The organism is Flavobacterium sp., from assembly GCF_044360715.1.
Classification (GTDB): Bacteria; Bacteroidota; Bacteroidia; order Flavobacteriales; family Flavobacteriaceae; genus Flavobacterium.
This window is the reverse complement of sequence record NZ_JBIKJY010000007.1, coordinates 1-26,541: the sequence shown is the minus strand read 5'-3', so window position 1 is coordinate 26,541 and position 26,541 is coordinate 1. Positions and strand designations below refer to the sequence as shown.

25 protein-coding genes are annotated in these 26,541 nt (G+C 31.1%); 4 read left to right on the top strand and 21 right to left on the bottom strand.

The genetic code is table 11. The features are described 5' to 3' along the window. Window positions 1–78: 78 nt before the first annotated feature. The 11 genes from ACIQ16_RS03700 to argS all read right to left on the bottom strand — a co-directional run bounded on the left by ACIQ16_RS03700 (window position 79) and on the right by argS (window position 10,685). Window positions 79–954: a bifunctional 5,10-methylenetetrahydrofolate dehydrogenase/5,10-methenyltetrahydrofolate cyclohydrolase gene (locus ACIQ16_RS03700; RefSeq protein ID WP_396148757.1), complete on the bottom strand. Its 876-nt coding sequence runs from the start codon at window positions 952–954 to the stop codon at window positions 79–81. Window positions 955–1,038: 84 nt separating this feature from the next. Next, the gene (ffh, locus tag ACIQ16_RS03695; protein WP_396148755.1) at window positions 1,039–2,394 is read right to left on the bottom strand and encodes a signal recognition particle protein; all 1,356 of its coding nucleotides are present in this window, start codon (window positions 2,392–2,394) and stop codon (window positions 1,039–1,041) included. Between the two features lie 139 nt (window positions 2,395–2,533). Then, window positions 2,534–2,725, bottom strand: a complete 192-nt coding sequence (locus ACIQ16_RS03690) for a hypothetical protein (protein WP_396148753.1) — start codon at window positions 2,723–2,725, stop codon at window positions 2,534–2,536. An 83-nt stretch (window positions 2,726–2,808) separates the two neighbouring features. After that, the gene (locus ACIQ16_RS03685; protein ID WP_396148751.1) at window positions 2,809–3,267 is read right to left on the bottom strand and encodes a hypothetical protein; all 459 of its coding nucleotides are present in this window, start codon (window positions 3,265–3,267) and stop codon (window positions 2,809–2,811) included. A 90-nt stretch (window positions 3,268–3,357) separates the two neighbouring features. Further along, a complete protein-coding gene (locus ACIQ16_RS03680; RefSeq protein ID WP_396148749.1) occupies window positions 3,358–3,552 on the bottom strand; it encodes a DUF6132 family protein in 195 nt (64 codons plus the stop codon). Next, the gene (gene trxA / locus ACIQ16_RS03675; protein ID WP_396148747.1) at window positions 3,545–3,847 is read right to left on the bottom strand and encodes a thioredoxin; all 303 of its coding nucleotides are present in this window, start codon (window positions 3,845–3,847) and stop codon (window positions 3,545–3,547) included. Before trxA ends, ACIQ16_RS03680 begins: the two co-directional genes overlap by 8 nt. After that, window positions 3,840–4,043: a hypothetical protein gene (locus ACIQ16_RS03670; RefSeq protein WP_291241049.1), complete on the bottom strand. Its 204-nt coding sequence runs from the start codon at window positions 4,041–4,043 to the stop codon at window positions 3,840–3,842. The genes trxA and ACIQ16_RS03670 overlap by 8 nt, the downstream gene beginning before the upstream one ends. A gap of 66 nt (window positions 4,044–4,109) precedes the next feature. Then, a complete protein-coding gene (locus ACIQ16_RS03665) occupies window positions 4,110–5,783 on the bottom strand; it encodes an MBOAT family O-acyltransferase (RefSeq protein ID WP_396148745.1) in 1,674 nt (557 codons plus the stop codon). Between the two features lie 6 nt (window positions 5,784–5,789). Then, window positions 5,790–7,223, bottom strand: a complete 1,434-nt coding sequence (locus ACIQ16_RS03660; RefSeq protein WP_396148743.1) for a GDSL-type esterase/lipase family protein — start codon at window positions 7,221–7,223, stop codon at window positions 5,790–5,792. After that, on the bottom strand, window positions 7,216–8,673 hold the full coding sequence (locus tag ACIQ16_RS03655; RefSeq protein ID WP_396148741.1) for a hypothetical protein: 1,458 nt from the start codon (window positions 8,671–8,673) through the stop codon (window positions 7,216–7,218). The genes ACIQ16_RS03660 and ACIQ16_RS03655 overlap by 8 nt, the downstream gene beginning before the upstream one ends. Window positions 8,674–8,906: 233 nt before the next feature. Then, entirely contained in the window at window positions 8,907–10,685 is a 1,779-nt protein-coding gene (argS, locus tag ACIQ16_RS03650; RefSeq protein ID WP_396148739.1) for an arginine--tRNA ligase, read from the bottom strand. Between the two features lie 177 nt (window positions 10,686–10,862). Here argS and ACIQ16_RS03645 point away from each other — a divergent pair, with 177 nt between their 5' ends. Beyond that, complete coding sequence (locus tag ACIQ16_RS03645) at window positions 10,863–13,268, top strand: TonB-dependent receptor domain-containing protein (RefSeq protein WP_396148737.1); 2,406 nt, start codon at window positions 10,863–10,865, stop codon at window positions 13,266–13,268. Window positions 13,269–13,376: 108 nt separating this feature from the next. On the opposite strand, the gene ACIQ16_RS03640 is transcribed toward ACIQ16_RS03645, so the two are convergent. From ACIQ16_RS03640 to nadC, 3 genes are all read right to left on the bottom strand, one after another. After that, complete coding sequence (locus ACIQ16_RS03640; protein ID WP_396148735.1) at window positions 13,377–13,937, bottom strand: chalcone isomerase family protein; 561 nt, start codon at window positions 13,935–13,937, stop codon at window positions 13,377–13,379. 63 nt (window positions 13,938–14,000) lie between these two features. Next, window positions 14,001–14,921: a YihY/virulence factor BrkB family protein gene (locus ACIQ16_RS03635; protein ID WP_396148733.1), complete on the bottom strand. Its 921-nt coding sequence runs from the start codon at window positions 14,919–14,921 to the stop codon at window positions 14,001–14,003. A gap of 69 nt (window positions 14,922–14,990) precedes the next feature. Beyond that, window positions 14,991–15,848 carry a carboxylating nicotinate-nucleotide diphosphorylase gene (gene nadC / locus ACIQ16_RS03630; RefSeq protein ID WP_396148731.1) on the bottom strand — a complete coding sequence of 286 codons (858 nt, stop codon included), beginning with the start codon at window positions 15,846–15,848 and terminating at the stop codon, window positions 14,991–14,993. 173 nt (window positions 15,849–16,021) lie between these two features. On the opposite strand from nadC, the gene ACIQ16_RS03625 reads away from it, so the two are divergent. Together ACIQ16_RS03625 and ACIQ16_RS03620 are read left to right on the top strand one after the other, a co-directional pair. Beyond that, window positions 16,022–16,516 (top strand): RNA polymerase sigma factor, encoded by a 495-nt coding sequence (locus tag ACIQ16_RS03625; protein WP_396148729.1) that lies wholly within the window; start codon window positions 16,022–16,024, stop codon window positions 16,514–16,516. A 3-nt stretch (window positions 16,517–16,519) separates the two neighbouring features. Beyond that, window positions 16,520–17,155 carry a hypothetical protein gene (locus ACIQ16_RS03620; protein ID WP_396148727.1) on the top strand — a complete coding sequence of 212 codons (636 nt, stop codon included), beginning with the start codon at window positions 16,520–16,522 and terminating at the stop codon, window positions 17,153–17,155. Between the two features lie 34 nt (window positions 17,156–17,189). On the opposite strand, the gene ACIQ16_RS03615 is transcribed toward ACIQ16_RS03620, so the two are convergent. After that, window positions 17,190–17,993, bottom strand: a complete 804-nt coding sequence (locus ACIQ16_RS03615; RefSeq protein ID WP_396148725.1) for a lysophospholipid acyltransferase family protein — start codon at window positions 17,991–17,993, stop codon at window positions 17,190–17,192. A 43-nt stretch (window positions 17,994–18,036) separates the two neighbouring features. Then, a complete protein-coding gene (locus ACIQ16_RS03610) occupies window positions 18,037–18,678 on the bottom strand; it encodes an NUDIX hydrolase (RefSeq protein WP_396148723.1) in 642 nt (213 codons plus the stop codon). Window positions 18,679–18,722: 44 nt separating this feature from the next. Here ACIQ16_RS03610 and ACIQ16_RS03605 point away from each other — a divergent pair, with 44 nt between their 5' ends. Further along, window positions 18,723–19,166, top strand: a complete 444-nt coding sequence (locus tag ACIQ16_RS03605; protein WP_396148721.1) for a DUF4268 domain-containing protein — start codon at window positions 18,723–18,725, stop codon at window positions 19,164–19,166. A gap of 85 nt (window positions 19,167–19,251) precedes the next feature. Here the strand turns inward: ACIQ16_RS03605 and ACIQ16_RS03600 are convergent, their stop codons facing one another. The 5 genes from ACIQ16_RS03600 to ACIQ16_RS03580 all read right to left on the bottom strand — a co-directional run bounded on the left by ACIQ16_RS03600 (window position 19,252) and on the right by ACIQ16_RS03580 (window position 26,300). Further along, a complete protein-coding gene (locus ACIQ16_RS03600; RefSeq protein WP_396148719.1) occupies window positions 19,252–21,048 on the bottom strand; it encodes an acyl-CoA dehydrogenase family protein in 1,797 nt (598 codons plus the stop codon). 93 nt (window positions 21,049–21,141) lie between these two features. Then, window positions 21,142–22,323 carry a thiolase family protein gene (locus tag ACIQ16_RS03595; RefSeq protein WP_396148717.1) on the bottom strand — a complete coding sequence of 394 codons (1,182 nt, stop codon included), beginning with the start codon at window positions 22,321–22,323 and terminating at the stop codon, window positions 21,142–21,144. Between the two features lie 87 nt (window positions 22,324–22,410). Continuing rightward, window positions 22,411–24,801, bottom strand: a complete 2,391-nt coding sequence (locus ACIQ16_RS03590; RefSeq protein ID WP_396148715.1) for a 3-hydroxyacyl-CoA dehydrogenase NAD-binding domain-containing protein — start codon at window positions 24,799–24,801, stop codon at window positions 22,411–22,413. 49 nt (window positions 24,802–24,850) lie between these two features. After that, window positions 24,851–25,303: a MarR family winged helix-turn-helix transcriptional regulator gene (locus ACIQ16_RS03585; RefSeq protein WP_396148713.1), complete on the bottom strand. Its 453-nt coding sequence runs from the start codon at window positions 25,301–25,303 to the stop codon at window positions 24,851–24,853. A 187-nt stretch (window positions 25,304–25,490) separates the two neighbouring features. Beyond that, window positions 25,491–26,300, bottom strand: coding sequence for an endonuclease/exonuclease/phosphatase family protein (locus ACIQ16_RS03580; RefSeq protein WP_396148711.1), 810 nt, complete (start codon window positions 26,298–26,300; stop codon window positions 25,491–25,493). Between the last annotated feature and the right edge of the window lie 241 nt (window positions 26,301–26,541).

Below are 26,541 nucleotides of genomic sequence, written 5' to 3'. Positions count from 1 at the left end.
AATTTTTAGATTTTAAAACCTGAATAAAGTAGTTTTAATTAAAAAAAAATCTCAACTTAAAATTGAGATTTATTTCTTTTATTTTCTATTTTCTCTTGCTATTAATGTGTTTTTCAACAACATTGCAATGGTCATAGGGCCAACTCCACCAGGAACTGGAGTTATAAACGATGCTTTCTTAGAAACATTTTCAAAATCAACATCACCTACAATTTTATATCCTTTTTCGGTGGTTTCATCCGCTACACGAGTAATTCCTACATCAATAACCACTACATCATCTTTTACCATTTCTGCCTTTAAATAATTTGGCACACCAAGTGCTGAAATAATAATATCAGCTTGCGAAGTAATTTGTGTGATATTTTTAGTGTGAGTATGCGTAACTGTTACTGTTGAATTACCAGGAAACCCTTTTCTTCCCATTAAGATACTCATTGGACGACCCACAATATGACTTCTTCCAATAACTACCGTATGTTTTCCTTGCGTTTTAACATTATATCTTTCTAATAATTCTAAAATTCCAAATGGTGTGGCTGGAATAAATGTACTCATATCTAAAGCCATTTTTCCGAAATTTTCAGGATGAAAACCATCTACATCTTTTGATGGATGAATGGCCATAATAACTTCCTGAGTATCAATTTGTGGTGGTAAAGGCAGTTGCACAATAAAACCATCAATATTTGAATCTTCGTTTAATTCAGCAATTTTTTTAAGTAATTCTGTTTCAGAAGTCGTACTTGGCATTTTTATCAAGGTAGATTCAAAACCTACTCTTTCACACGCTTTTACTTTACTTCCTACATACGTTAAACTAGCTCCGTCATTTCCTACAATAATTGCCGCTAAATGTGGAACTTTTTCGCCATTTGCTTTCATTTTTGCTACTTCGGCAGCAATTTCTTCTTTAATATCTTCTGATACCTTTTTTCCGTCTAATAGTTGCATAGTTATTGTTTTATTAGTTGAAAAGTTAAAAGTCTTAAAGTTCTAAAGACTTTCGACTTTTAAACTTTAAGACTTTCGACTTATTTATTTCATTCCAGGCATTGAAGGCATTCCTTTCATTCCGCCCATCATTTGCATTAGTTTTTTTCCGCCGCCACCTTGCATCATTTTCATCATTTTACTCATTTGGTCGAACTGTTTCATTAACTGATTCACTTCTTCTATTTTTCTACCGGCACCCTTCGCAATTCTTGTTTTTCTTTTCACATCAATTATTGCTGGTTTACTTCTTTCTATTGGTGTCATCGATTGTATAATGGCTTCTACGTGTTTAAAAGCGTCATCCTCAATTTCTACATCTTTCAATGCTTTTCCAGCTCCAGGAATCATTCCGACAAGGTCTTTCATACTTCCCATTTTCTTAATTTGTTGTATTTGAGCTAAGAAATCATCGAAACCAAATTCGTTTTTAGCAATTTTTTTCTGAATTTTTCTGGCTTCCTCTTCGTTGTATTGTTCTTGAGCTCTTTCAACCAAAGAAACCACATCACCCATTCCTAAAATTCGTTCCGCCATACGAGAAGGATAGAACACATCAATGGCGTCCATCTTTTCTCCAGTACCGATGAATTTTATAGGTTTATTTACTACCGATTTTATTGAAATAGCCGCTCCACCACGAGTATCACCATCTAATTTTGTAAGAATTACACCATCGAAGTTTAATCTATCATTAAACGCTTTTGCTGTATTAACTGCATCTTGACCCGTCATAGCATCTACAACAAATAACGTTTCGTGAGGCTGAATGGCTTTATGAACGTTTGCAATTTCGTTCATCATTTCTTCATCAACAGCTAAACGACCAGCGGTATCAATAATTACAACATTAAAACCATTTGCTTTTGCGTGCTTAATTGCATTTTCGGAAATAGACACTGCGTTTTTATTATCCGGTTCAGAATAAACATCTACACCTATTTGATCTCCAACAACATGCAACTGGTTAATTGCCGCAGGACGGTAAATGTCACAAGCTACTAAAAGTGGGTTTTTAGATTTCTTTGTTTTTAAAAAATTAGCTAATTTTCCAGAGAAGGTCGTTTTACCAGAACCTTGTAAACCAGACATTAAAATAACGGTTGGGTTTCCAGATAAGTTTACACCTGCAACATCGCCACCCATTAATTCGGTCAATTCATCTTTAACCAATTTTACTAACAATTGACCCGGCTGTAATGTAGTTAATACATTTTCTCCAATAGCTTTATCTTTAACTCTTGTAGTAAAATCTTTAGCAATTTTAAAGTTCACATCGGCATCTAACAATGCACGACGTACTTCTTTTAAAGTATCGGCAACGTTTACATCCGTAATTTTTCCGTGTCCTTTTAATATATGGAATGCTTTATCTAACTTATCGGTAAGATTATCAAACATAATAATTGAGCTTTTTTAATGAAATGCAAATATAAGGTAAAGTTTTAAAAGTCGAAAGTGATAAAGTCGAAAGTTGGAAATTAGAAACAAAAAAACCGTTCAGAAAATTCGGAACGGTTTTTAACTTATGTAAAACATATTATTTTTTAGAACAACATGATTTTTTTTCAGTTGAAGCACAAGACTTTTTGTCACCTTCTTTTTTGTCTGTACAAGAAGATTTTTCAGTTTTTGCTTTTTTCTTTTCTTTTTCTTTTTCTTTGAAGTTAACTACAGAAGCAGAAGAAACCATAAATGCCATTAAGGCAACAATTGACAATACTTTTTTCATAATTTTTATTTTTATTTGTTATACTTATTAACTTATATATTTCAAAAGTAATAATTTATTATTACTTAAAACATAAATTTTTCTTAATTTTTTTCAAAGGTTAAATAATCTGTTCCGCCGTTACCTCCACTAACATCAATCAATTGAATTTTTGTATCTGTTCTGGAAACAATATCCCAGTCATCTGTTAAATCTACAAAATTAGCTGGTGTGGTAAAAGCAATATTAAAATCTAAATCGTTTAATGTGTCATCATTACTATTTGAATCAGTAACCGACCAAGTTCCTGATGTAGTTAATCCGTTTCCTACTGCTGTAAGCACATTATTTGAAGCAAATGTAAAATTATAACCTGTAAAATTAGCAGTTTCATTTACTCCTGAATCCACATAATTTGTAATACGCCAAGTACCTGAAATAACTGTATTAATTACTTGTGTTTGATTTACATTTGTTGGCGCATCATCTTCATCACTACACATAGAAGCTACATTAAGGACGAATAAAAGTGCTAAAACTGAAATTATTTTAATTTTTTTCATAATCAAAGAAATTAACTAATTAATTTTAAAAATCAAATATATATTATTTTTTTAATTTTAATTCGCGAATTTCCAAAAAAACAAGGACAATTATTTTTTCTTTGGTTTATTTTCAAAAATATTAAATAATAAGCCACTCATTAAAGCTCCATATAAAGTACTATTTACAGGACTTGAAGTTATTTTACAAGTTCCTGATGCACACCCAACATAAAAGTAATACAAATACCCTAAAATAGCACCTATAAAAATACCAATAAATGTTAATTTGTATTTTTTAAACATTAGCTTTTTGTTTCACAATAGTAACAATTTCATTTTTAGAAACCACACCCGATTGTCTCCATAACATTTTCCCGTTTTGAAACAACATCATAGTCGGCACTCCTTTTACTTGAAAATGAGCAGCAATTTGTTGGTTTTTATCTACATCAATTTTAATGATATTTACAGCGTCTCCTAACTCTTCTTTTGAATCTATTAAAATTGGAGCTAAAGCTTGGCAAGGACCACACCAAGTAGCAAAAAAATCAATTAAAACGGGTTTATTTCCGTTAATTAATTCGTAAAATTTACTCATCTTCTCTGTTTTTAGTGGGCACATTACAACCTCTTGGGCCACATCCTAAATTAAACACTGCTTGAAACAAAAAGAAAACACCAAATGGAACAAATACCCATTGATTTTCCTCATATGCGGTGTAAAAACAAAATAAAGCAATCGCAATTCGGAAATAGCGCATAAAATGCCAATTGTTAAAGAATATATTTTTCATAGTTTAAAATCTTTAGACAAATGTACTAAAGTTAAAATCACTACTATGTAACAAATATTACAGAACTTAAAACTGAAAATAAATAAAGGGCTGCGGACCTGCAGATGCAGTGGCATAAACCAACCAAAAAACCAATCCTAAAATAATAGCGCGAGTAATTAAAGGCATAGCTTTAAAAACATCTTGAATGGCGATAGTAACTTTTTCGGGAATATAATGCCAAAAATAGCCTAAAAACATCAAAATAAATACATTTTGATAGCCTTGAATTATGGTGAACCACTGATTGAAATCGAAAGTTACATTTCCGATATTCTGAATAATTTGTAATGCAATTGTAAAGTCTTTTGCTCGAAAGAAAATCCAACAAAACGCCACAAAATGAAAGGTTACAAGAATTCCAATAACTTTTAAAAACGGCGTTAAAAAGAATATTTTACGCTTTGACGGCGGATAATATTCTAAAAATATTTTATGAATAGCAAGAGCCATACCGTGTAAAGCACCCCAAATTATAAATCGTAAACTTGCTCCGTGCCATAAACCTCCTAATAGCATAGTTGTCATTAAATTCACGTTGGTGTACATCGTTTTTTCTTTTTCTCTTGAAAATAAAAAAGTAAAAACAAAGACTATAGCTGATGCTACAGCTATTAGTAATGGTATATTACTTGTTTTAGAAAAAGAAACACCCCAAACAATAGCACCTGTAAAAAACAAACTTGGAAATAAAAATCCTGCAAACGTTCCGTACCGATTTCCTCCAACTGAAATATATAAAAAATCCTTTAACCAAGTAGATAACGAAATGTGCCAACGGCGCCAAAAATCTGTAATAGAAGTGGATTTATATGGCGAACGGAAGTTGGTTGGTAATTTGAAACCTAACAATAATGCTACACCAATTGCCATATCCGAATATCCAGAAAAATCGCAATAAATTTGAATCGTATAGCCATAGGAAGCCATTAAATTTTCGAAAGGAGTATAACTATTTGGTAAATCGAAAACACGATCTACGAAGTTTAACGAAATATAATCCGAAATTACCGTCTTCTTAATCAATCCACCAATTATCAATAGAAACGCACGATTGATATCGTCTTGCGTTACATTTAATTTTTGATAAATTTGAGGTAAAAAATCTTTTGCTCTTACAATAGGTCCCGCCACTAATTGTGGAAAAAAGGAAACGAAAAACAAATAATCTACAAAACGTTTAGTAGGTTCGATTTCTTTTCGGTAAACTTCAATAATATAACTTATAGATTGAAAGGTGTAAAATGAAATTCCAACTGGTAAAATCACATCAAAAAACGCAAATTTTTCTCCAGTAACGGTGTTGGTAATGTCTACTAAAAAATTACTGTATTTAAAGTAGCCTAAAAATCCTAAATTTAGAATGATACTGAATGTTAAACATAGTTTTTTATAAAAAACACTTGAAGTACGATGTACTAAATTTCCTAAATTATAATCGACCACTGCCGAACCTAAAAGTAATAAAAAATAAATTCCGCTTGACTTATAATAGAAAAACAGTGAAAATAAAATTACATAAACCATTCGCAAGGTGTCTGCTTTTTTTAGTAAAATGTACCAAAAATAAAACACCAAAAACAAACCTAAAAATAAGCCCGTATTAAAAAGCAATGGCTCTTTTTCATTGTAAACAAACCATTTTTCAATTACTTCAGGAGTAATTTTACCTATATTTTTATAAAACCATTCTTGCAACACAATCTCTTATTTTTCAGATTTATATAATTCGTAGGATTGAATAAACGCATCGAAAAACAATTCGCCTTGTTTATCATAACCCGTATTAGAATAATGCACTTTATCTCTTGCCATTAATCCCATTCTTGAATTCATTATAATATTTTTATTTCCACCAAAAACATCTAATAAATTCCAAACTGCATAGTTTTCAGTAGCTGCCATTTCAATAATTTTTTCGGCATATTTTTCTATGTAAATATTTTGAGATTTTCCGTGCAACACAGAAGGTGGTGGCGTAGTAAGTAAAATCGAAGCTTCTGGACATTTTAATTTAATGCCGTCAATCATTGTTTTTAAGTTACCAAAATAAGTAGGAATATCTTGCTTATCAAAACTTTCGTTTGTTCCCAAAGAAATTACATACAAATCGGCTTCAAGCGCTGGTAATTGTTCGAAAAACAAAGGAAACTTATTAAAATCGCTACTTTTTGCACCATTTACACCAATTGATGAATAGGTAACACCTGCATTTTCATTTTCTAAAATCAAACCATTTAACGCAAATTCAGAATTATTTTCATTTCCAATAATGGTAATTTTATCGATAGGTTTTTCGGAAGTATAGGAATTGTATAATGGTGTGTTTTCTAAAACAATAGGCTCGTAAACATACTTTACAGTTGAAACTGTTTTGTAAGTGGTTACTGTTTTTCCACCAGGAATTTTTAAAATTTTTCCATCTCTAATATTATCAGATGTCAATCCGTTAGCTGCTTTTAATTGTTTTAATGAAATGTTATATTTATCTGCAATTACACCTAAAACTTCACCCGGTTTTACTTTATGAGAACTTATTGCTGGTGTTTTAACAGCTACTTTTTCTTGCGTAGTAAAACTTCTTTTAGCAAATGACACATTAAAAATATTTTCATTTTTAGGCGAAATGACTTTTAATTTTGTGAAATCGAATTGCGAATCTTTTACTAACATATCAATATGAAAGGTTTTATCCTTGGGTTGAAATGATATCCCACTCACGCCAACAGGTTTTGAAGTATCAGCATATAAATTTCGCGAAGCAGAAAATCCGCCAGAGCCAGTAAATTTAATAGGCGAACTATTATTTGTATTTGCTAAACTATATGGAAATGTAAAACCGAAACCAGCATTTCCAAAAATTTGCTGCATACGATATCTAATTTTTCCAGTAAATAAATCCGCTTGTATGTGCGAATCGCCAATGTGAACTATTCGTACTTTTCTATCTTGGTTTTCTTCTAATTGATATAATTTTTCAAAAATAGTTGTTAGTGCTTTTTCGTTAGAAATTACATTATTAAACGCTTCAAAATTAGCCGTATCAATAGCAACTGTAGCACTATCAATTTCTACTTTTACAGAATCAATTTGCGAAAAACCAAGTGTAGTAAAAAATAATATGTATATAAATTTATTCATTTAAAGTATCTTTTGTTACTGGTACCGAATCTAATACCTTTGTTTTGGGTTGGTTTTTTTGCTTAGCTAAAGCACGTAATCGTTTGTACTCAATGTAACCCGTATCTATTTGTTTATAAATAAGTTGCGCAATTTCTTTTGCACCTCTGTGATTAAAGTGTGTATAATCTTTATTGGCTTTTGCTGGTACATTTTCTACCCATTTTACCATAGAGCCATCACCACCCATTAAAGTATATAAATTTACTAAGCCGGCTTCTGATTTTACAGCATAACGTTTTTGAGCCATAATTAAAGGAGCAACTGCAGAATCCGATTTCATTTGCATATCGTACTTTGTAGATTTATCTGCAGTTGTTATAATTAAAATTGCAGCACCTGGAAAACATTGTTTGATATGATTTACAACAGAAGTCATTTTTCTTTCATACCAAGAATAATTTAATGAACCGTAATTTAAAACGTTTGTTCCAAATTGTAGAATAATTAAATCATACCCTAATTTTTGTTGAAATGCATTCATCAAATCTATATTGAATGAACCTAACGGCAAACCAGAGTTACCTCGAGAAGAAAAATTATCAACGTGAATTCCTTTTCCATCATCGAAATTAAATCCGTAAAACGGGATCGAATCGGCATTTATAAAATTTACTTTAACTTTATTTACAGCACTTCCAATTTGTGTGGTATTTAATGTAGCGTTTGGAGAAAGTTTTTTATAAATGGTATCTTTTCCAATAATTTGACGCAACATTCCTTTTTTATTTTTAGAACTTCCATAAAAAAGAGTGGGATTATTTAAAGCTGTTGAAAACCGATTTCTTCCTGCTTTATATTTTACCCAAGTAGGATTTACTGTGTCTTTCGCAAAGAAAACAGCCCCATTAACACCAAATGAACGCATTGGGCTTTTTGTTTTTAAATACGATTGCGATTTCCAATTGGGAGAAAATTCGTGAATAACTGAACCTCTTGAAGCTGCAGATTCTGATGAAATATTTACAAACCCAACACCTTCTCCACCAAAAACACTTTGAAATTGAGTACGCACATCTTGTACAATTAGGTCACCATCTGTCATTGAATCCCCAAAATAAGCAATTCGGGCTTTTCCTTTTTTATTGGTTTCTAATTGATATAATTTTTCAAAAAAGGGAATTAAATATTGATATCCTTTATATTGTTCGAATTTCTCACTGGAAAATTTAATTCCAAGTGGATTTGATACAAATGAAATGGTTTTGTTTGTTAATGTATCTTCTTCGGAAAGATTTCCGGCTTCAGCTACTGCTTCTAACATTAAACTATCCACCACAACATTTTTACTATTTGTTGTTGTATCAGGGAAAAGTTTTTTTGGTAAAAACGATTTAAATCCAATAAAAGATACAATTGCAATTACTACAATTAGCCAGGATTGAAAAAAATATGATTTGTTTTGTTTCACTTTATTATTTATATTTTTATTTTTTAGCTCTGATTTACAGATTATTTTTGAAATTTATTTATATTAATGTTGACTTCGAGTGCCTCAGTCAACACGAGAACTTCTGTCAATACAAAAACTTCTGTCAACACGAGAACTTCAACCAGTATGTTGACTTCGAGAACCTCAGTCAACATTTAAGCTCAGTCAACATTTAACCTCAACCAATAAAACGGTAACTGAGGCTCTCGAAGTTACATCCTCTCAGGAACGCTAATTCCTAATAATCCAAAAGCATTTTTAATTACTTGGCTTACCGAATTTGAAAGTTGTACTCTAAATACTTTTTTGTCTAAATTATCTTCTCCTAAAATCGACACATTTTGATAAAACGAATTGAATTCTTTTACCAAATCGTAAGTATAATTCGCAATTAATGCTGGGCTATGATTTTCAGCAGCACTTTGAATTACTTCAGGAAATAATTGTACTTGTTTTATTAATTCTTTTTCTTTTTCGTGTAATTCCAAAAGTTTTGATTCGGAACTATAATCGAAAGTTGCTTTTCTTAAAATCGATTGAATACGAGCATAAGTGTATTGAATAAAAGGCCCCGTATTTCCATTAAAATCTACTGATTCTTCTGGATTAAACATCATTTGTTTTTTCGGATCTACTTTTAACATATAATATTTTAAAGCACCCAAACCTATGGTTTTATACAAACTTGCTTTTTCTTTTTCAGAATAACCATCTAATTTTCCTAAATCTTCAGAAATTTGTTGTGCTGTTGTAGTCATTTCTGCCATTAAATCGTCTGCATCAACAACAGTTCCTTCACGTGATTTCATTTTTCCAGAAGGTAATTCTACCATTCCGTATGATAAATGGAATAAATTTTCAGCCCATTCGTATCCTAATTTTTTAAGAATTAAGAACAATACTTTAAAATGATAATCTTGCTCATTTCCAACCGTATACACCATTCCTCCAATGTCAGAAAAATCTCTAACACGTTGAATTGCCGTTCCGATATCTTGTGTCATATAAACAGAAGTTCCATCTGAACGCAATACAATTTTTTCGTCTAAGCCATCAGCCGTTAAATCTATCCAAACTGAACCGTCTTCTTTTTTAAAGAAAACACCGCGACTTAAACCTTCTTCCACAACATCTTTTCCTAACAAATAGGTATTACTTTCGTAATAATAACTGTCGAAATCTACTCCCAAATTTGTATACGTTACGGAAAATCCATCGTACACCCACTGGTTCATCGTTTTCCAAAGTTCAATTACTTCTGGTTTCCCATTTTCCCAATCTAAAAGCATTTGTTGCGCTTCTAAAATAAGTGGCGCTTGTTTTTTTGCTTCTTCTTCTGTTTTTCCTTGCGACATCAAAGCAGCAATTTCAACTTTATAAGCTTTATCAAATTTCACATAAAAATTACCAACCAATTTATCGCCTTTTAAACCAGTTGAAGTTGGTGTTTGTCCGTTTCCGAATTTTTGCCAAGCCAACATCGATTTACAAATATGAATACCTCTATCGTTAATAATTTGTGTTTTATATACTTTTTTTCCAGATGCTTTTATAATTTCAGCAACAGAATAACCCAATAAGTTGTTTCTAATATGACCTAAATGCAGGGGCTTGTTTGTATTTGGTGAAGAATATTCTACCATTACTGCTTTTTGTCCTTCCGTAGGCGTTACAAAGCCATACGAATTATCATTTTTTATGCTATTGAAATAAGAAATATAATATTCATCTGATATTACTAAATTTAAAAAACCTGCAACTACATTAAATTTTGATACCTCAGCCACGTTTTCTACTAAATACTCACCTATTTTAGTTCCTATTTCTACAGGATTTCCTTTAATTTGTTTTACCAACGGAAAAACGACCATAGTTATATCGCCTTCAAAATCTTTCTTAGTAGATTGAAATTCAACTTTTTCAATAGAAATTTGAAATAGTTTTTCAACGGCATTTTTTATAGGTTCGAAAAGAATTTCTTGTAATAACATAATCGTATTTTTAATAGCGTGCAAAGATAGAATTTTTAACCAATTGAAAAGTTCATTTGTAACAAAAATGCACAAATTTTGTCTAATGTACAAAATTCATATTCTACGTCGTAATTTCTCTTCCATTTTTTGAGAAATAATTAAGGTAATTTATTTGCACAAAACATTAAAAAAATTATGAGATTAAAACACATTTTCAGCGCCTTATTAGTTGTATTTTCAACTTTAACTTTAGTAGCTCAACAAAACAATCCTGGAATTATTAGAGGGAAAATCATTGATAAAACGTCAAACGAACCTGTTGGATATTCTACCGTTAGCATATTAGAAGGTCAAAAACCTATAGCCGCCATTTCAACTAAAGAAGACGGAAGCTTTGAAATAAAAAATTTAGAATTGAAAAGCTATATTTTAAAAGTCAACTTTATAGGATATAAGGACGCGTCAAGAACGATTACTTTATCGGAAGAAAATAAAGAAATTAACCTTGGAAATATTACTTTAGAATCCAATGCGAATACTATTGAAACCGTATCTATTGTAAAAGAACGCTCCACTATTGAACAAAAAGCAGACAGAAAAGTTGTGACTATTGGTAAAGATTTAATTGCATCTGGAACTACTGCATCGGAAATTTTTAATAACATTCCAACTGTAAGTATTGATCCACAAACCAAGGAATTAAGTTTACGTGGCAATAGCAATGTTAGAGTGTTAATTGACGGGAAACCAACCAATATTGATGCAGGACAATTATTGCAACAAATCCCATCAGCTTCCATAAAACAAGTAGAATTAATAACCAACCCATCTTCTAAATACAATCCAGAAGGAAATAGTGGAATTATTAATATTATTTTAAATAAAAACACGCAAAACGGATTTAACGGAAGTATAACCTCTGGATATACATTTGGAATTACACCAAAAACAAATCAGTCGTTAAATTTGAATTATAAAGTAGGAAAAGTTAATTTTTATACGAATTATGGCTTCAATCACGGAAGAAATAGAAGCTTTGGTTTTGTAGAAGCAGACCGTCCGAATTTAGAAAACAGACAAGATTTCAATTTCGCCAATACCAACACGTCGCATTTGGCAAAAATTGGTATAGATTATTATATTAATGATAATAATACTTTATCGTTTTTCACAAACTGGAATATTGCAGATGGAAAAGGAAATTCAAATACAAATATAAATTATTACAATAATACTACGTTTGCAGACGAACTTCAAACCATTACAAATAATAGCGGAAATATTACACAAACTTATGATTTAAACTACAAACATAACTTCAAGAAAAAAGGTGAATTAATTGAATTTCAAGCAAATTATGCCAAGACTTCAAGTGAAGATATTTCCTATTTTAGAAACAATGGCGTATTAAGATTGAATGACATAGACAGCAAAACGAATTATGCCCAGTTTAATATTGATTATACGAATCCAATAGACGATAACACAAAAATTGAAATGGGTTTTGAAAGTAGAATTCAAGATGGGCAAAACAATTTCTATAATGAATCGCTGGCATTTTATGGTACTAATCCGTTTACTTTTAACAGAAACATTCACGCGATTTATACCAACTACAGTAAATCATTTGGCAAATTTAGTGCCCAAGTTGGCGTTAGAATCGAAGAATATACTTTAGATGCGAAATTTGAAAGAAATGAAAGAAATCCAAATTATTTTGAATCCACTTCGGTTGCAGATGAAATATTTACAGCGTATCCATCAGCTTACTTGTCTTATAAATTAGATGATAATAATACTTTTAATTTAAACTATACCCGAAGAGTAGATCGCCCGAGTATTGGACAAATAAATCCTATTAGAGAATGGACCACACCTTTGTTAGAGTCAAGAGGTAATCCAGCATTGGAACCTCAATTTACCAATTCATTCGAAATTAATCATACTAAAATCTTCAGCTTAGGAAGTGTAACTTCAGCTGTATTTTACCGATTAATTAATGCTGAAATTTCAAGAGTTATTTTTCCAAACCCATTAAACAATATTCAAAATATTATGTCGTTTGATAATTTTGACAACAACAGTCAATTGGGTGCAGAAATTAATGCCAATTTAAAATTAACAAAATGGTGGTCAACCAACGCAAGTGCAGATGTGTATTACAAAACCGTTAGAGGAACTGTTACAAACATCAACACCAATTTACCAGAAAATAAAGAAATAAACGTAACCACTTTTAATACGCGATTAAACAACACATTTACTGCTACAAAAAAATTACGATTTAATTTATTTGGAATGTACAGAAGTCGCGATTTAGGCTTGCAATATTTAAGAACGCCAATGTATCGAGTAGATTTTGGAGCAAATTATACTGTTTTAAGCGGAAAAGGAACCCTTTCTGCAAGAATGAATGATATGTTTAGAACTCAATTTTTTGGATTCAATGGAAACATTCCTTTCCGTCAAGATGGAGAATTTAGATTTGAAAGCCGAACCTTTTATGTAGGCTTAAATTACAATTTTGGAAGCGGTAAAAACAAAGAACTACAACGCAAACAACGTGAGAAAAACGAAACCCAAGGTGGTGGAATGTTTTAATTTTTAGGTATTGGGTGTTGGGCTTAAGGCATTAGCTATTAGGGATTAGGCAAAAATAAAAAAAGCGTTCAGAAACTTCTGAACGCTTTTTTAGTACTAGAAAATTATTTACTTACCAAGCATTCCTGCTTTTAAATCGTCATCTGCAGGTTTATTTCCTAACCAAATTCCGAATAAAGCTTTTTTGAAATCTAAACCGTCAATAGTTCCTTTTTTGGTTCCGTTTTTGTAAACTGAAACGCCTTCATTAGGAACATAAACTATAATAAAAACATCTTTTTTGTTGATTACATCTTTAAAAAAACCTTTGAATTTATCAATTTTTGCTTTTAAAGGTGCTGTTTTTTTACCTGTTGAATTCTCAAAGCCTTCATTGATTGCAGTAATCATTTTTTCAGAAGAAATTAATCCTGAAACGATATTCAATTTAATTGCCATAGCTTCATTAGCTGCAGAAATCGCATTTCCATCTGTAGATTTTTTAGTAACGTACAATGAACCAACATACATGTCCATGAACATTTTTTCTCTTGTTCCGGCACCGTTTAAAGTAAGATTTTGACCTTCTACAGAAAGTTTAGCATCAACTTTAACGTCGCCAATTGTTTTTTGTGCTGAAGCGAAAACCGCTGTTAAAGCAATAAATAATGTGAAAATTTGTTTTTTCATAATAGTTAATTTTAATTTTTGATGTCGCTAAGTTACACTTAATTTTTATTTCTTCCTACTAATTTATTCTTTTTTAGTAGTTTTCAATTGGAATATGAATGCATTTAATTCGAATCCTAATAAAATTAAAATGCAGTTTAACCATACGTAAAACATCATTACCAGAAGTGTTCCAATAGATCCATACAACTCGTTATATCTGGCAAATTTTTCTACATAAATTCCAAATAAATAAGAAGTTAAAACAAATAAAACGGTTGTCATTACAGAACCATAACTTATAAAAGAAATTTGTTTGGTCTCTTTTGTACCAAATTTATAGAGTGTAGATGTGATAATCAAAATCATAAGTATCACAAATAAATATCTTGTGGATTCAATCAATGGTATTTTAGAAATGTAGCCACTTTGTGATTCAATTTGATGAATCAATACGGCCACAAAAATTAATATCGCGACCGTTAACAATAATAAAAATGCAATTACTATTGATAGTGCAATCGCAATAAGATATTGACTAAAGTAGCCTCGTTTTACGCTAATGTTTTTAGACATTTCAAATCCATCAAGCAAGGCATTAATTCCATTTGACATTAAAAAAATAGATAATAAAAACCCAGAAGATAACAATCCTTTGTAGCTATTATTTAAAATATCCTTTAAAATAGTTTCAATGGCATCATACGTATTAGGAGGAACACTTTGAGATACAAATACTAAAAAATCGTTTTGAAAGTTATCTAAAGGTATAAAAGGAATTAAGTTTAATAAAAATAAGGCAAACGGAAAAAGTGCCATAAAAAAACTAAAAGCAATAGCACTTGCTCGATGGGTAACTCCGCCTGAAATAATTCCGAAGACATATAATTTTATTACATCATACAACGAAGTTCCTTTTAAACTTGGAAAGTGAATTTGCTGTAGCAGTAAAATTATTTGTTTTACTATTGGTTTAGATTTTATGGTTTCTTTATTGATATTCATAAATTGTGATGCAATTTGGGATTCACGGATTAGAAAAATTCATTAAATCTATACTATCGAAATTGTATTTTATAGTGCTTTTAAACTCAAATCCATATTATGAACAGAATGCGTTAAAGCGCCAGACGAAATGTAATTAACACCACATAAAGCATATTCTCTGATTGTTTTTTCATTAATATTTCCAGACGATTCTGTTAAACATTGATTTCCGATAATGTGAACTGCTTTTTTTGTCGTTTCAAAATCAAAGTTATCTAACAAAATTCGATACACACCACCCGCTTTTAAAATTTCTTCAACTTCTTTAATACTTCTAGCTTCTACGATAATTTTTAAATCTTTATTATGTTCTTGTAAATATTGTTTGGTTTTCGCAATTGAAGCTGTAATTCCGCCAGCAAAATCGTTATGATTGTCTTTTAGCATAATCATATCGTATAATGCAAATCGATGATTTTCACCACCTCCAATTTTTACTGCCCATTTTTCACAAGCTCTAAAATTAGGTGTTGTTTTTCGAGTATCTAAAATTTTCGCACCAGTTCCTTCAATTAATTTGACGTAACTTTTAGTTTTTGTAGCTATAGCACTCATTCGTTGCATACTATTTAAAACCAAACGTTCCGCTTTTAGTATGGATTGAGAACTTCCATGAACGTGAAAAACGATATCGCCATATTTTACTTCTGCCCCATCTTGTATAAAAGTTTCTACTTTCAGGTTAGCATCTACAAAGTCGAAGACCATTTTGGCAAATTCTACACCAGCAATAACTCCACTATCTTTTACTAAAAGTTTAGCACTTCCTTGCACTGAAGCTGGAATACAAGCTAATGAACTGTGATCACCATCGCCAACATCTTCTCTTATAGCATTGGAAATAATTAAATTTAATTCGGTTTGAAATTGTTGTTCTGTAATCATGTTTTTTAAACTCTATCTGGAATGTATATTTACAAATTTAAGTTATATTTTAGTATTTTTGAATACAGATTAAAGAAATTAATTAAATTTTTAAAAATCTAAAATTGATTCATGAAATTGAAATTTGTTTATCATATTTGTAACAAAATCTAATACATCACTACTTATACTATATGATATCGGAAACGGAAGATAATTTTGTAAAACAACTTAAGGCAAATCAGAATATTGTCCACAAAATTTGTAGACTTTATACTTCTGATCAAGATGCGCATAATGATTTGTTTCAAGAAATTACCATTCAGTTATGGAAGGCGTTTCCGAAATTTAGGGGGGAATCGAAATTTACTACTTGGGCCTATCGTGTAGGACTAAATACTGCAATTACTTTATATCGAAAAAAGAAAAGAAGTATTGAAACTACGCCTTTTGACTCAGAATTTCATCGTATCAGTACAGATGAATATAATTTTGAAGAAGAAGAACAATTAAAACTAATGTATAAAGCCATTGCGGAGTTAAATGACATTGACAAAGCTTTGATGTTTTTATATTTAGAAGACAAAGATTACACTGAAATATCAGAAACACTGGGGATTAGCGAAGTGAATGCACGTGTGAAAATGAACAGAATTAAAGGGAAACTTAAAAAAACATTAAATCCGTAACTTATGGATGAATTAGAATTATTAAAAAAAGATTGGAAGAATAACGATGGGCAATTTAAACAAGTTTCAGAAAATGAAATTTACGGAATGTTGCACAAAAGTTCGTCTTCTATTGTAAAATGGATTTTTATTATTAGTATTTTAGAAATTATTTTGTGGACAAGTTTAGGCTTTTTAACAAATAACGACACCTATTGGAAAATGCTAAATAAGTATCATTTAAAAACATTTATGGTAATTATTTCTATAATTAATTATGCAGTAATTATATATTTTATATACAGATTTTATACCAATTATAAAAAAATAAATGCAATTGATTCAGTAAATCATTTACTTAAAAACATTATAGATTCCAGAAAAACTGTGAAACAATATGTATCATATAATTTATTAATGATAGGTTTTATATTAATTGTTGCTTTTGTTGCTCAAACAATTTATGAGCCAAAACTTCAAGAAATTATAAATCGTTTTGGAGAAAATTCAAGGAAAGGTTATGTTTTAGTTTTTGGGATTTATTTTATTTTTATTTTAGTCTTTACATTCATAATTTGGATTTTCTACCGATTGATTTATGGATTTTTTATGAAAAGATTAAAGCGAAATTATAATGAACTACAAAAAATAGAGTATTAAAAAAAGTCCTGATAAAATTTTATCAGGACTTTTTTTAATATTTCCATTGACGTTCTATATCTAATATAGAAGCTTCTTCTATATCTTCTTGAGGAATCACTTTTAAAAACGAAGCGTGTTGTTCAATCGCATATTCTATTTGTTCAACGATTTTTTCAATAGAATCGTTCTCGTAGTCTATATCTAATGGCGGTTTAATTTCCATTGATTGCAAAATTCCTTTTTTCTTTACAAACAATCCTTTTCTATCGAATGATCTTCTAAACCCATCAATTACTATTGGTACAACAATTGGTTTATGTTGCTTTATAATATGTGCTGTTCCTTTTCGTACTGGTTTAAAAGAACGAGTAGTTCCTTGCGGAAATGTAATTACCCAACCATCTTCTAATGCTATTTTAATATTTTCAGTATCATTCGGATTCACATCTCTTTGCACATCTTTACCTTCGGCACGCCAAGTTCGTTCTACAGTAATAGCACCAACATAAGCTAAAATTCTTGGCAATAAACCTTCTTGCATTGTTTCTTTAGCTGCAACGTAATAAATATTTAATTTCGGCTGCCACAAGTAAAATACATTTTTAATATTATTTTCCCGTCCTTTTAAAGCTGCGTTAAATACATGAAACATAGCGGTTACATCTGCAAAATAAGTTTGATGATTGGAAATAAAAAGCACGTTTCTATCTGGTAAATTTCGAATAATATCCGAGCCATCAATTTGTAAATTATTAAAACTTCTGTATCTACTATGAGTTAATGCACCAAAAATACGGATTAACCATTTTTTGATGAATAATATATGTCCAAACGGATTTCTTTTGAATAATCCCATACGAATTGCGTTTTAAAAACGATGCAAATTTAGTAATTTTATACTACTTCATTGCGTTTTTAATTAACTCTTTTAACTCGCTGAGCATCATTGCGGTAGCGCCCCAAATTAAGAAATTTTCGACTTCAAAAGCAGGTACATCAATATTTACAGCATAAGAAGTAGTCATTTTGGTTTGCACAATAGTTTTATCATTTAGCAATTGATGAATTGGGAATTCTAATACGCGCTGCACTTCATCTGGATTCGGAATAAATTGTAAATTTTGCTTTGAAAAACCTAAATATGGTGTAACTAAAAAATTACTTGGCGGAATATAAATCTCACTACATTGTCTAATAATTTCAACTTTATTCATTGGAATTCCTACTTCTTCTTCAGTTTCTCTTAGCGCTGTAATTGCTAAAGTTTCATCTTCCAATTCTTCCTTTCCGCCTGGAAAACTAATTTGGGAAGAATGCACTCCAGGATAGGTATTTCGTACAATTAAAGCCAAATGTGCCATTTCATTTTTAGGATACACCAACATTAAAACGGCTGCATTTTTAGGTTCAATTTCAGAATAGGATTTGTCCTTAAGATAAGATATTCGTTCCAAAGGCGCCATTTTTATGTGCGCATCTGTGGCTAACAACTTTTCTTTCTTTAAATTTGCGATATTATTTATAAAGTGAGTGAATTCCATTTTTAGATTTCTAATTTATAAAGTTACAAAAAATTATTACAAAAATGTATAGTAAAGCAGACGCGCAATTAATAAAGAAAGAATTTTGGAGCACTTTTGGAAACGAATATCCGAGAAAATGGTTGTTGTATAACACTAAAATTAAAGACGTTACGTTTAAATTTAATGTGGATAATAAAAAAGCATATGTTATGTTGGATATTGAACCCAAAGATGAAACTAAACGAAAAATCTATTTTGAGAAAGTCGAATCGTTAAAAGAAATTTTGATGAATGATTTTTTATCTGATGTGATCTTCGACAGAGACCATTATTTAGAAAGTGGTAAAGTTATCAGTCGGGTTTGGGTGGAACTTTCAGATGTGAGTTTGAACCGAAAAACAGATTGGGAAACCATATTCAATTTTTTCTATGATAAAATGGATGCTTTTGAACGATTTTTTTATGAATATGAAGAATATATAAAAGATTTAGAAGTGAATACTTAATTGGATTTTAGATAATAGACTAAAAATAAATTAAATAAAAAAAGTCCTGATTTCTCAGGGCTTTTTTACACAAACTAATTTATTATTAAAAACAATATTTATTTTCTGCGATGACTTTAGCAGCAATTTGCTCACGTAATTTCACTACGTTTGGCATATTTACATATTTTGTATAACGACGTAATCCCATTAACATCATACGTTGCTCATCGCCTTCTGCAAAAGAAACGATTCCTTCTTTTCCTTTTTGAGTAACAATATCAACCGCATTATATAAGTACAATTGAGTCATAGCAAGTTGGTCACTTACTTTATCAGTACCTAATTTTTTTGCCATTTTTTCAGTTCTCAAAACGGCACTTTCTGCCATATAAATTTCAATTAACATATCGGCTGCAGCCATTAAAAGTTGTTGATGATCTTCCAATTCAGCTCCAAATTTTTGAACAGCTGCACCAGCCACCATTAAAAATGCTTTTTTCAATTTAGCAATCATTTCTTTTTCTTCTGCTAAAAATTCTGAATAATCAGGCACATCAAAAGATGGAATCCCCATTAACTCTTCGGCAACAGCCATAGCTGGACCTATTAAATCAACGTGACCTTTCATTGCTTTTTTAACCAACATTCCTACAGAAAGCATACGATTAATTTCGTTTGTCCCTTCATAAATACGAGCAATACGGGCATCTCTCCAAGCCGATTCCATTGGAGTATCTTCTGAAAATCCCATTCCTCCAAAAATTTGAATTCCTTCATCAGTACAATGTTGTACATCTTCAGAAACGGCAACTTTTAAAATAGAACATTCAATGGCATATTCTTCAACTCCTTTTAATTCTGCTTCTTGTTGAGAATTTCCATCAGCTTCTCTTGCTTCAATTCTATTTTGAATATCACCAGCAGCTCTGTAAGTAGCACTTTCATCTACATAACAATTTGTAGTAATTTCAGCAATTTTTGCTTGAATGGCACCAAAACTTGATATTGGTGTATTAAACTGAATTCTTTCGTTTGCGTAATTTACTGCTCCAGAAATAGTTCTTCTTTGTGCTTCTAAACAAGCGGCTGCTAATTTAATTCGCCCAACATTTAAAGCATTCATTGCTATTTTGAAACCTTCACCTCTTCCTGCTAACATATTTTCAACAGGTACTTTAGTTTCATTAAAGAAAACTTGTCTTGTTGAACTCGCACGAATTCCTAATTTATGTTCTTCTTCACCTAAAGTGATTCCGTTTGTATTTTCTCTATCATATTCTACAATAAATCCTGTAATGTTTTTATCATCTTCGATACGAGCAAAAACAATCATTACATTACAAAATCCAGCATTTGAAATCCACATTTTTTGACCTGAGATTAAATAATGTGTTCCATCAGCAGATAAAACCGCTTTCGTTTTTCCAGAATTCGCATCCGAACCTGCGCCTGGTTCTGTCAAACAATATGAACCAAACCATTCGCCAGAAGCTAATTTTGGTACATATTTTTGTTTTTGTTCTTCAGTTCCGTATAGCGTAATTGGCATCGTACCAATTCCTGTATGTGCACCAAAAGCGGTTGAAAACGAACCTGTTGCTCCTGAAATATAATCGCAGACTAAAGCTGTATTTACAAATCCCATTCCTAATCCACCATATGCTTCTGGAACAGCAACGCCTAAAAATCCTAATGCACCCGCATTTCGCATACATTGTTCGGTATATGCGTAATCTTTTTTCTCAAATTTATCTTTGTGTGCCCAAAGTTCTTTATCTACGAATTCTTTAACAGAATCGCGCATCATAAGTTGTTCTTCGTTAAAATCTTCTGGTGTGAAAACATTTTCGCACTTTGTTTCTTTTACTAAAAACTGACCACCTCTTGTGATATCTTCCATTTTATATTATTTTAAAGTTTTTATTTTGGAACACAGATTGAAGAAATTAAAAAAATTTTAAAAATTTCTCAAATTAGTGTTCCTCTAATTATTTTACATCAATTCGAAAATCCCAGCAGTTCCTTGTCCTGTTCCTACACACATCGAAACAATTCCGTATTTAGATTTTCTTTGTTTCATTTCTTCAAATAATTGTACCGATAATTTTGCACCTGTACAACCAAGTGGATGACCTAAAGCAATTGCTCCCCCGTTTACGTTAATAATATCCGGATTTAAAGCTAATTCGCGAGTTACGGCTAACGCCTGAGAAGCAAATGCTTCATTCAATTCAATTAAATCGATATCATTTAATGTCAATCCAGCTTGAGATAACGCTTTTGGAATGGCCTTTACCGGTCCGATACCCATAATTCTTGGTTCTACACCTGCAGAAGCAAAGTTGACTAAACGAGCAATTGGTTCTAAATTTAATTCTTTTACCATTTCTTCGCTCATCACTAAAACGAATGCGGCACCATCACTCATTTGAGAGGAATTTCCTGCAGTCACTGAACCGTCAGCTGCAAAAACAGGTTTTAAATTGGCTAAGGCTTCAACCGAAGTTCCTAATCTTGGACCTTCATCTTTTGAAACGACATACGATTTGGTTTCTTTTTTGCCATTTTCGTTTACAAATGTTTGTTCAATATTTATAGGTACAATTTGACTATCGAATTTACCTTCAGCTTGCGCTTTTAAGGCCTTCATATGTGATTCATAAGCAAATTTATCCTGATCTTCTCTTGAAATATTGAATTGTTTTGCCACAGCTTCGGCTGTTAAACCCATTCCCCAATAATAATCTTCGTTTCCTGCTGCTGCAACTTTATAATCTGGAGTTGGTTTGTAGCCACCCATTGGAATATAACTCATACTTTCCGCTCCACCAGCAATAATACAATGCGCCATTCCTGATTGAATTTTTGCTGTTGCCATTCCGATGGTTTCTAATCCAGATGCGCAATATCTATTGACTGTCACACCAGGAACATCTGTTACTTTTAATCCCATTAAGGAAATTAAACGTCCTATATTTAAACCTTGTTCTGCTTCAGGCATAGCATTTCCAACCATCACATCATCAATTCTTGTTTTATCGAAATTTGGCAATTGAGCCATCATATGTTCGATAGTTTCTGCCGCTAATTCATCTGGTCGTTTAAATCGAAATAAACCTTTTGGCGCTTTTCCTACTGCAGTTCTGTAAGCTGATACTATATAAGCTGTTTTCATATTTTTAACTTTTTTTTAAAAACACAGATTGAAGAAATCAAAAAAATTAAAAAAATTTATCGAATTTTTATAATCTGTGTTTCGAAATTAATTTCTCAACGGTTTCCCCTTAGTTAACATAAACTGAATACGTTCTAATGTTTTTCTTTCCGTGCAAAGCGATAAAAAAGCTTCACGTTCTAAATCCAATAAATACTGTTCGGAAACTAAATTTGGTTCAGATAAATCGCCACCTGCCATAACATAAGCCAATTTATTTGCTATTTTTTGGTCGTGCTCTGAAATGAATTGTCCTGCAACCATTTGATCAGTCCCTACTAAAAACATACCTAATGCTTGTTTTCCTAAAACTTTTATATCATTTCTTCTTACAGGTTGTGTATATCCTTGATTTGCCATTTGTAAAGCGACTTGTTTTGCCGTAGCAATTTGTCTGTCTTTATTTACGACAACAATATCTCTACCTTTTTGAAGTACACCGATATCGAAAGCTTCATATGCTGATGTTGCCACTTTCGCCATACCAACAGTTAAGAAATATTCTTGCAATACGTTTAATTCCACATCATTTTTTCTAAATAAATCTGATGCACGAAGCGCCATTTCTTTAGATCCACCACCACCAGGAATTACACCAACTCCAAATTCTACTAATCCAATATACGTTTCGGCAGCAGCAACTGCTCTATCTGAATGCATAGTTAATTCGCAACCACCACCAAGAGTCATTCCGTGTGGTGCAGCAATTACTGGAATAGATGAATAACGACAGCGCATCATCGTGTCTTGAAACATTTTGATAGCCATATTTAATTCGTCATATTCTTGCTCAACAGCCAACATAAAAATCATAGCTAAATTTGCCCCAACAGAAAAATTCGTTCCTTGGTTTCCAATAACTAATCCTTCATAACCTTTTTCAGCCATATCAATGGCTTTGTTTATTCCTTGTAAAACTCCAGCTCCGATAGAATTCATTTTAGAAGTAAATTCTAAATTGATAATTCCATCACCTAAATCGGTGATAATACTTTCACTGTTATTCCAAACTTTTTTGCTTTCACGAATGTTATTTAAAATAATAAAAGCATCTTGTCCTGGAATTTTCTCTGTTTGTTTTTTATCTATATTGTAGAAATAAGTTGCTCCTTCTTTTACAGAGTAGAAAGTCGTATTTCCAGATGCTATCATTTCTGTTACCCAACTTGCAGGTTGAAAGCCTTCCGCTTGCATCATTTCAATTCCTTTTTGAACACCGATAGCATCCCAAATTTCAAACGGTCCGTTTTCCCATCCAAAACCCGCTTTCATCGCATCGTCAATTTTATAAAAAGCATCTGTGATTTCTGGAATTCTGTTCGAACAATACGTAAACATTGAAGCAAAGTTTTTACGATAAAATTCACCCGCTTTATCTTTTCCTGTGATTAATACTTTAAATCTATCAATCGGTTTATCGATAGTTTTTGTTAATTCCAAAGTTGAGAATGATGATTTTTTAGCGGCACGATATTCTAATGTATTTAAATCTAAAGAAAGAATTTCTTTCCCTTCTTTTTTATAGAATCCTTGATTGGTTTTACTTCCCAACCATTTATTTTCCATCATCTTATTGATAAAATCTGGCAATTTAAATAATTCTAAAACTTCATCTTTCTTACAATTTTCGTAAATTCCGTTCGCCACGTGAACTAAAGTATCTAAACCAACAACATCAACAGTGCGGAAAGTTGCCGATTTAGGTCGACCAATAACTGGACCCGTTAATTTATCAACTTCTTCAATCGTTAAACCCAATTCTTTCACTTGATGAAACAAGCTCATTATACCGAAGATTCCAATTCTATTTCCAATAAATGCTGGAGTATCTTTGGCAACTACAGAAGTTTTTCCTAAGAATTTTTCTCCATAACCGTTTAAGAAATCTAATACTTCCGTTGAAGTTTGTGGTCCTGGAATAATTTCGAATAATTTTAAGTAACGTGCTGGATTAAAAAAGTGCGTTCCACAGAAGTGTTTTTGAAAATCTTCAGTTCTACCTTCACTCATAAAGTGAATTGGAATTCCAGATGTGTTGGACGTGATTAAAGTCCCAGGTTTTCTATATTTTTCAATTTGTTCAAAAACTGATTTCTTTATATCCAAACGTTCTACAACCACTTCAATAATCCAATCACAAGAAGCAATTTTAGCCATATCATCGGTTGTATTTCCAGTACTTATTCTACTGGCAAAACTTTGATGATATATTGGTGATGGTTTCGACTTTAAAGCTGTTGCTAAATGGTCGTTAACCAATCTGTTTCTTACTAACTTACTCTCAAGAGTCAACCCTTTTTTAATTTCTGATTCAGTTAATTCATTTGGAGCAATATCCAACAGAATTACTTCTACTCCTATATTTGCAAAATGGCAGGCAATTCCACTACCCATAATTCCAGATCCAATAACTGCAACCTTTTTAATATTTCGTTTCATTTATATGTATTTAATTTTGGAGACTTTTATATTGTGTAAAGTATATACATTATTTTAGTTTAATGTTTTTATCAAAAATTTCTTTTTCAAGAATTTGTTCATTTATGATTTCAGCAACTTGCATAAAATTAGTTAGTTGTTCTTCGGTAATTTTAGATTTAATTACTTCATTAAATTGCAGAACAGTTTGTTTAGATAATTCTCTTTTTTGTTTTCCCTCATCTGTTAAAAATATCAAAACACCTCTACCATCAGCAGGATTTTTCTTTCGAACAATCAAACCTCTTTGTTCCATAGATTTTAATGTTCTGGTTAAACTTGTAGCTTCCATACCCATTCTCGGTGCCAAAGCAGTTGAAGGAATTCCTTTATCTTTATCAATGCTTAACAAAGCAAAACCCGTAGCCATTGTAGCGCCATACTTTGCTGCTTCTTCATTATACATTTTAGAAACCGTCTGCCAGGTAAACCTTAAAATATAATCAATTGTTTTATCTTGCATATAATATTTTTTTCAAATATAAAAAAAAATACTATGCACGCATAGTATTTATATAAAATTTTTCATTTTTAATTCACGCTTATGTAAATTTACAAATAAAAAGAAATGAAAAATCTTTTTTGATACTAATAAATTGTTAAATCTTACTTGTTCGAATAGGGCTTTAAATAATAGTAATAAGAACAAATTATTTAAGTTGAATTGAGCACCAAATTGGAATATGATCAGAAATCTTTCTCGCTTCCTTAACAGACTTAAATAAAGTATAAAAAGGCACAATCCCACTTTTTAAAACTTTAACTTTATTTACTTTGTAGAAAATATTATCATACTCAGAAGCTAAACAATCATTATTAATGCATTTCTGACGTAAACTTGTCTTTTGATTTTTAAAAACACTAAGAAAACCAATTTTTTTAATCGGAAAAAATACAGAATGACTTTGCGGACAATTAAAGTCACCCAAAAAAATTAAATTAAGTTTTGGATATAAATTAGGAAAAAATTTAAAATACTTAATTTCACTGGCAGGATTTTTCTTTTTTGGAACAGCGTGAAATGATACGATTGTAAATGATTTCCCCTTATATAGAAAGGTTCCCATATAAGGTTCTCTATCAATTTCTTTTTGATAGTGTTGATCAAGCCAACAATTACCAGTTTTTTTTACTATTGAAGGTTTCCAAATAATAGCATAACGCTCGCGACTTGATGGATTAGAACTCGTAGTAGGATTACTTATTACATATTCCCATTTTGCACCTTTCCTATTTAATATAGAAACTAATCTACTAACAGCTAATGAACCACCATAACCAGCAACAACTTCCTGAATAGCTATTATATCATATGATTTAATGGAATTAGCCATTATGTTCAATTCACTATCAGATTTTGATTTACCTAAGTTCATAATATTCCAACTACAAACCGAAACTTGAGAGAACGAAGCACAAGTAACAAATAAAAAGTAAAAAAGATATTTTAATGATGACATATTCAAATATTTAATTGAACACTAAATATAAAAAAAAGTCAACATAAATCTCACTTATTTTTTTTATTTATTGCGTTCCCTTTCAGGTCGTGTGTTCCGTTATATCTTTTTTGTTGTTATTTTTTAAAAAAAAGGATGCCACTTCACCCACTAACGCTTTGGTTTTCATAAGATATATTTTGAGAACACGTCGTACATATAACAAAAAAACCTTCAAGTAAAACTTGAAGGCTTTAATAAA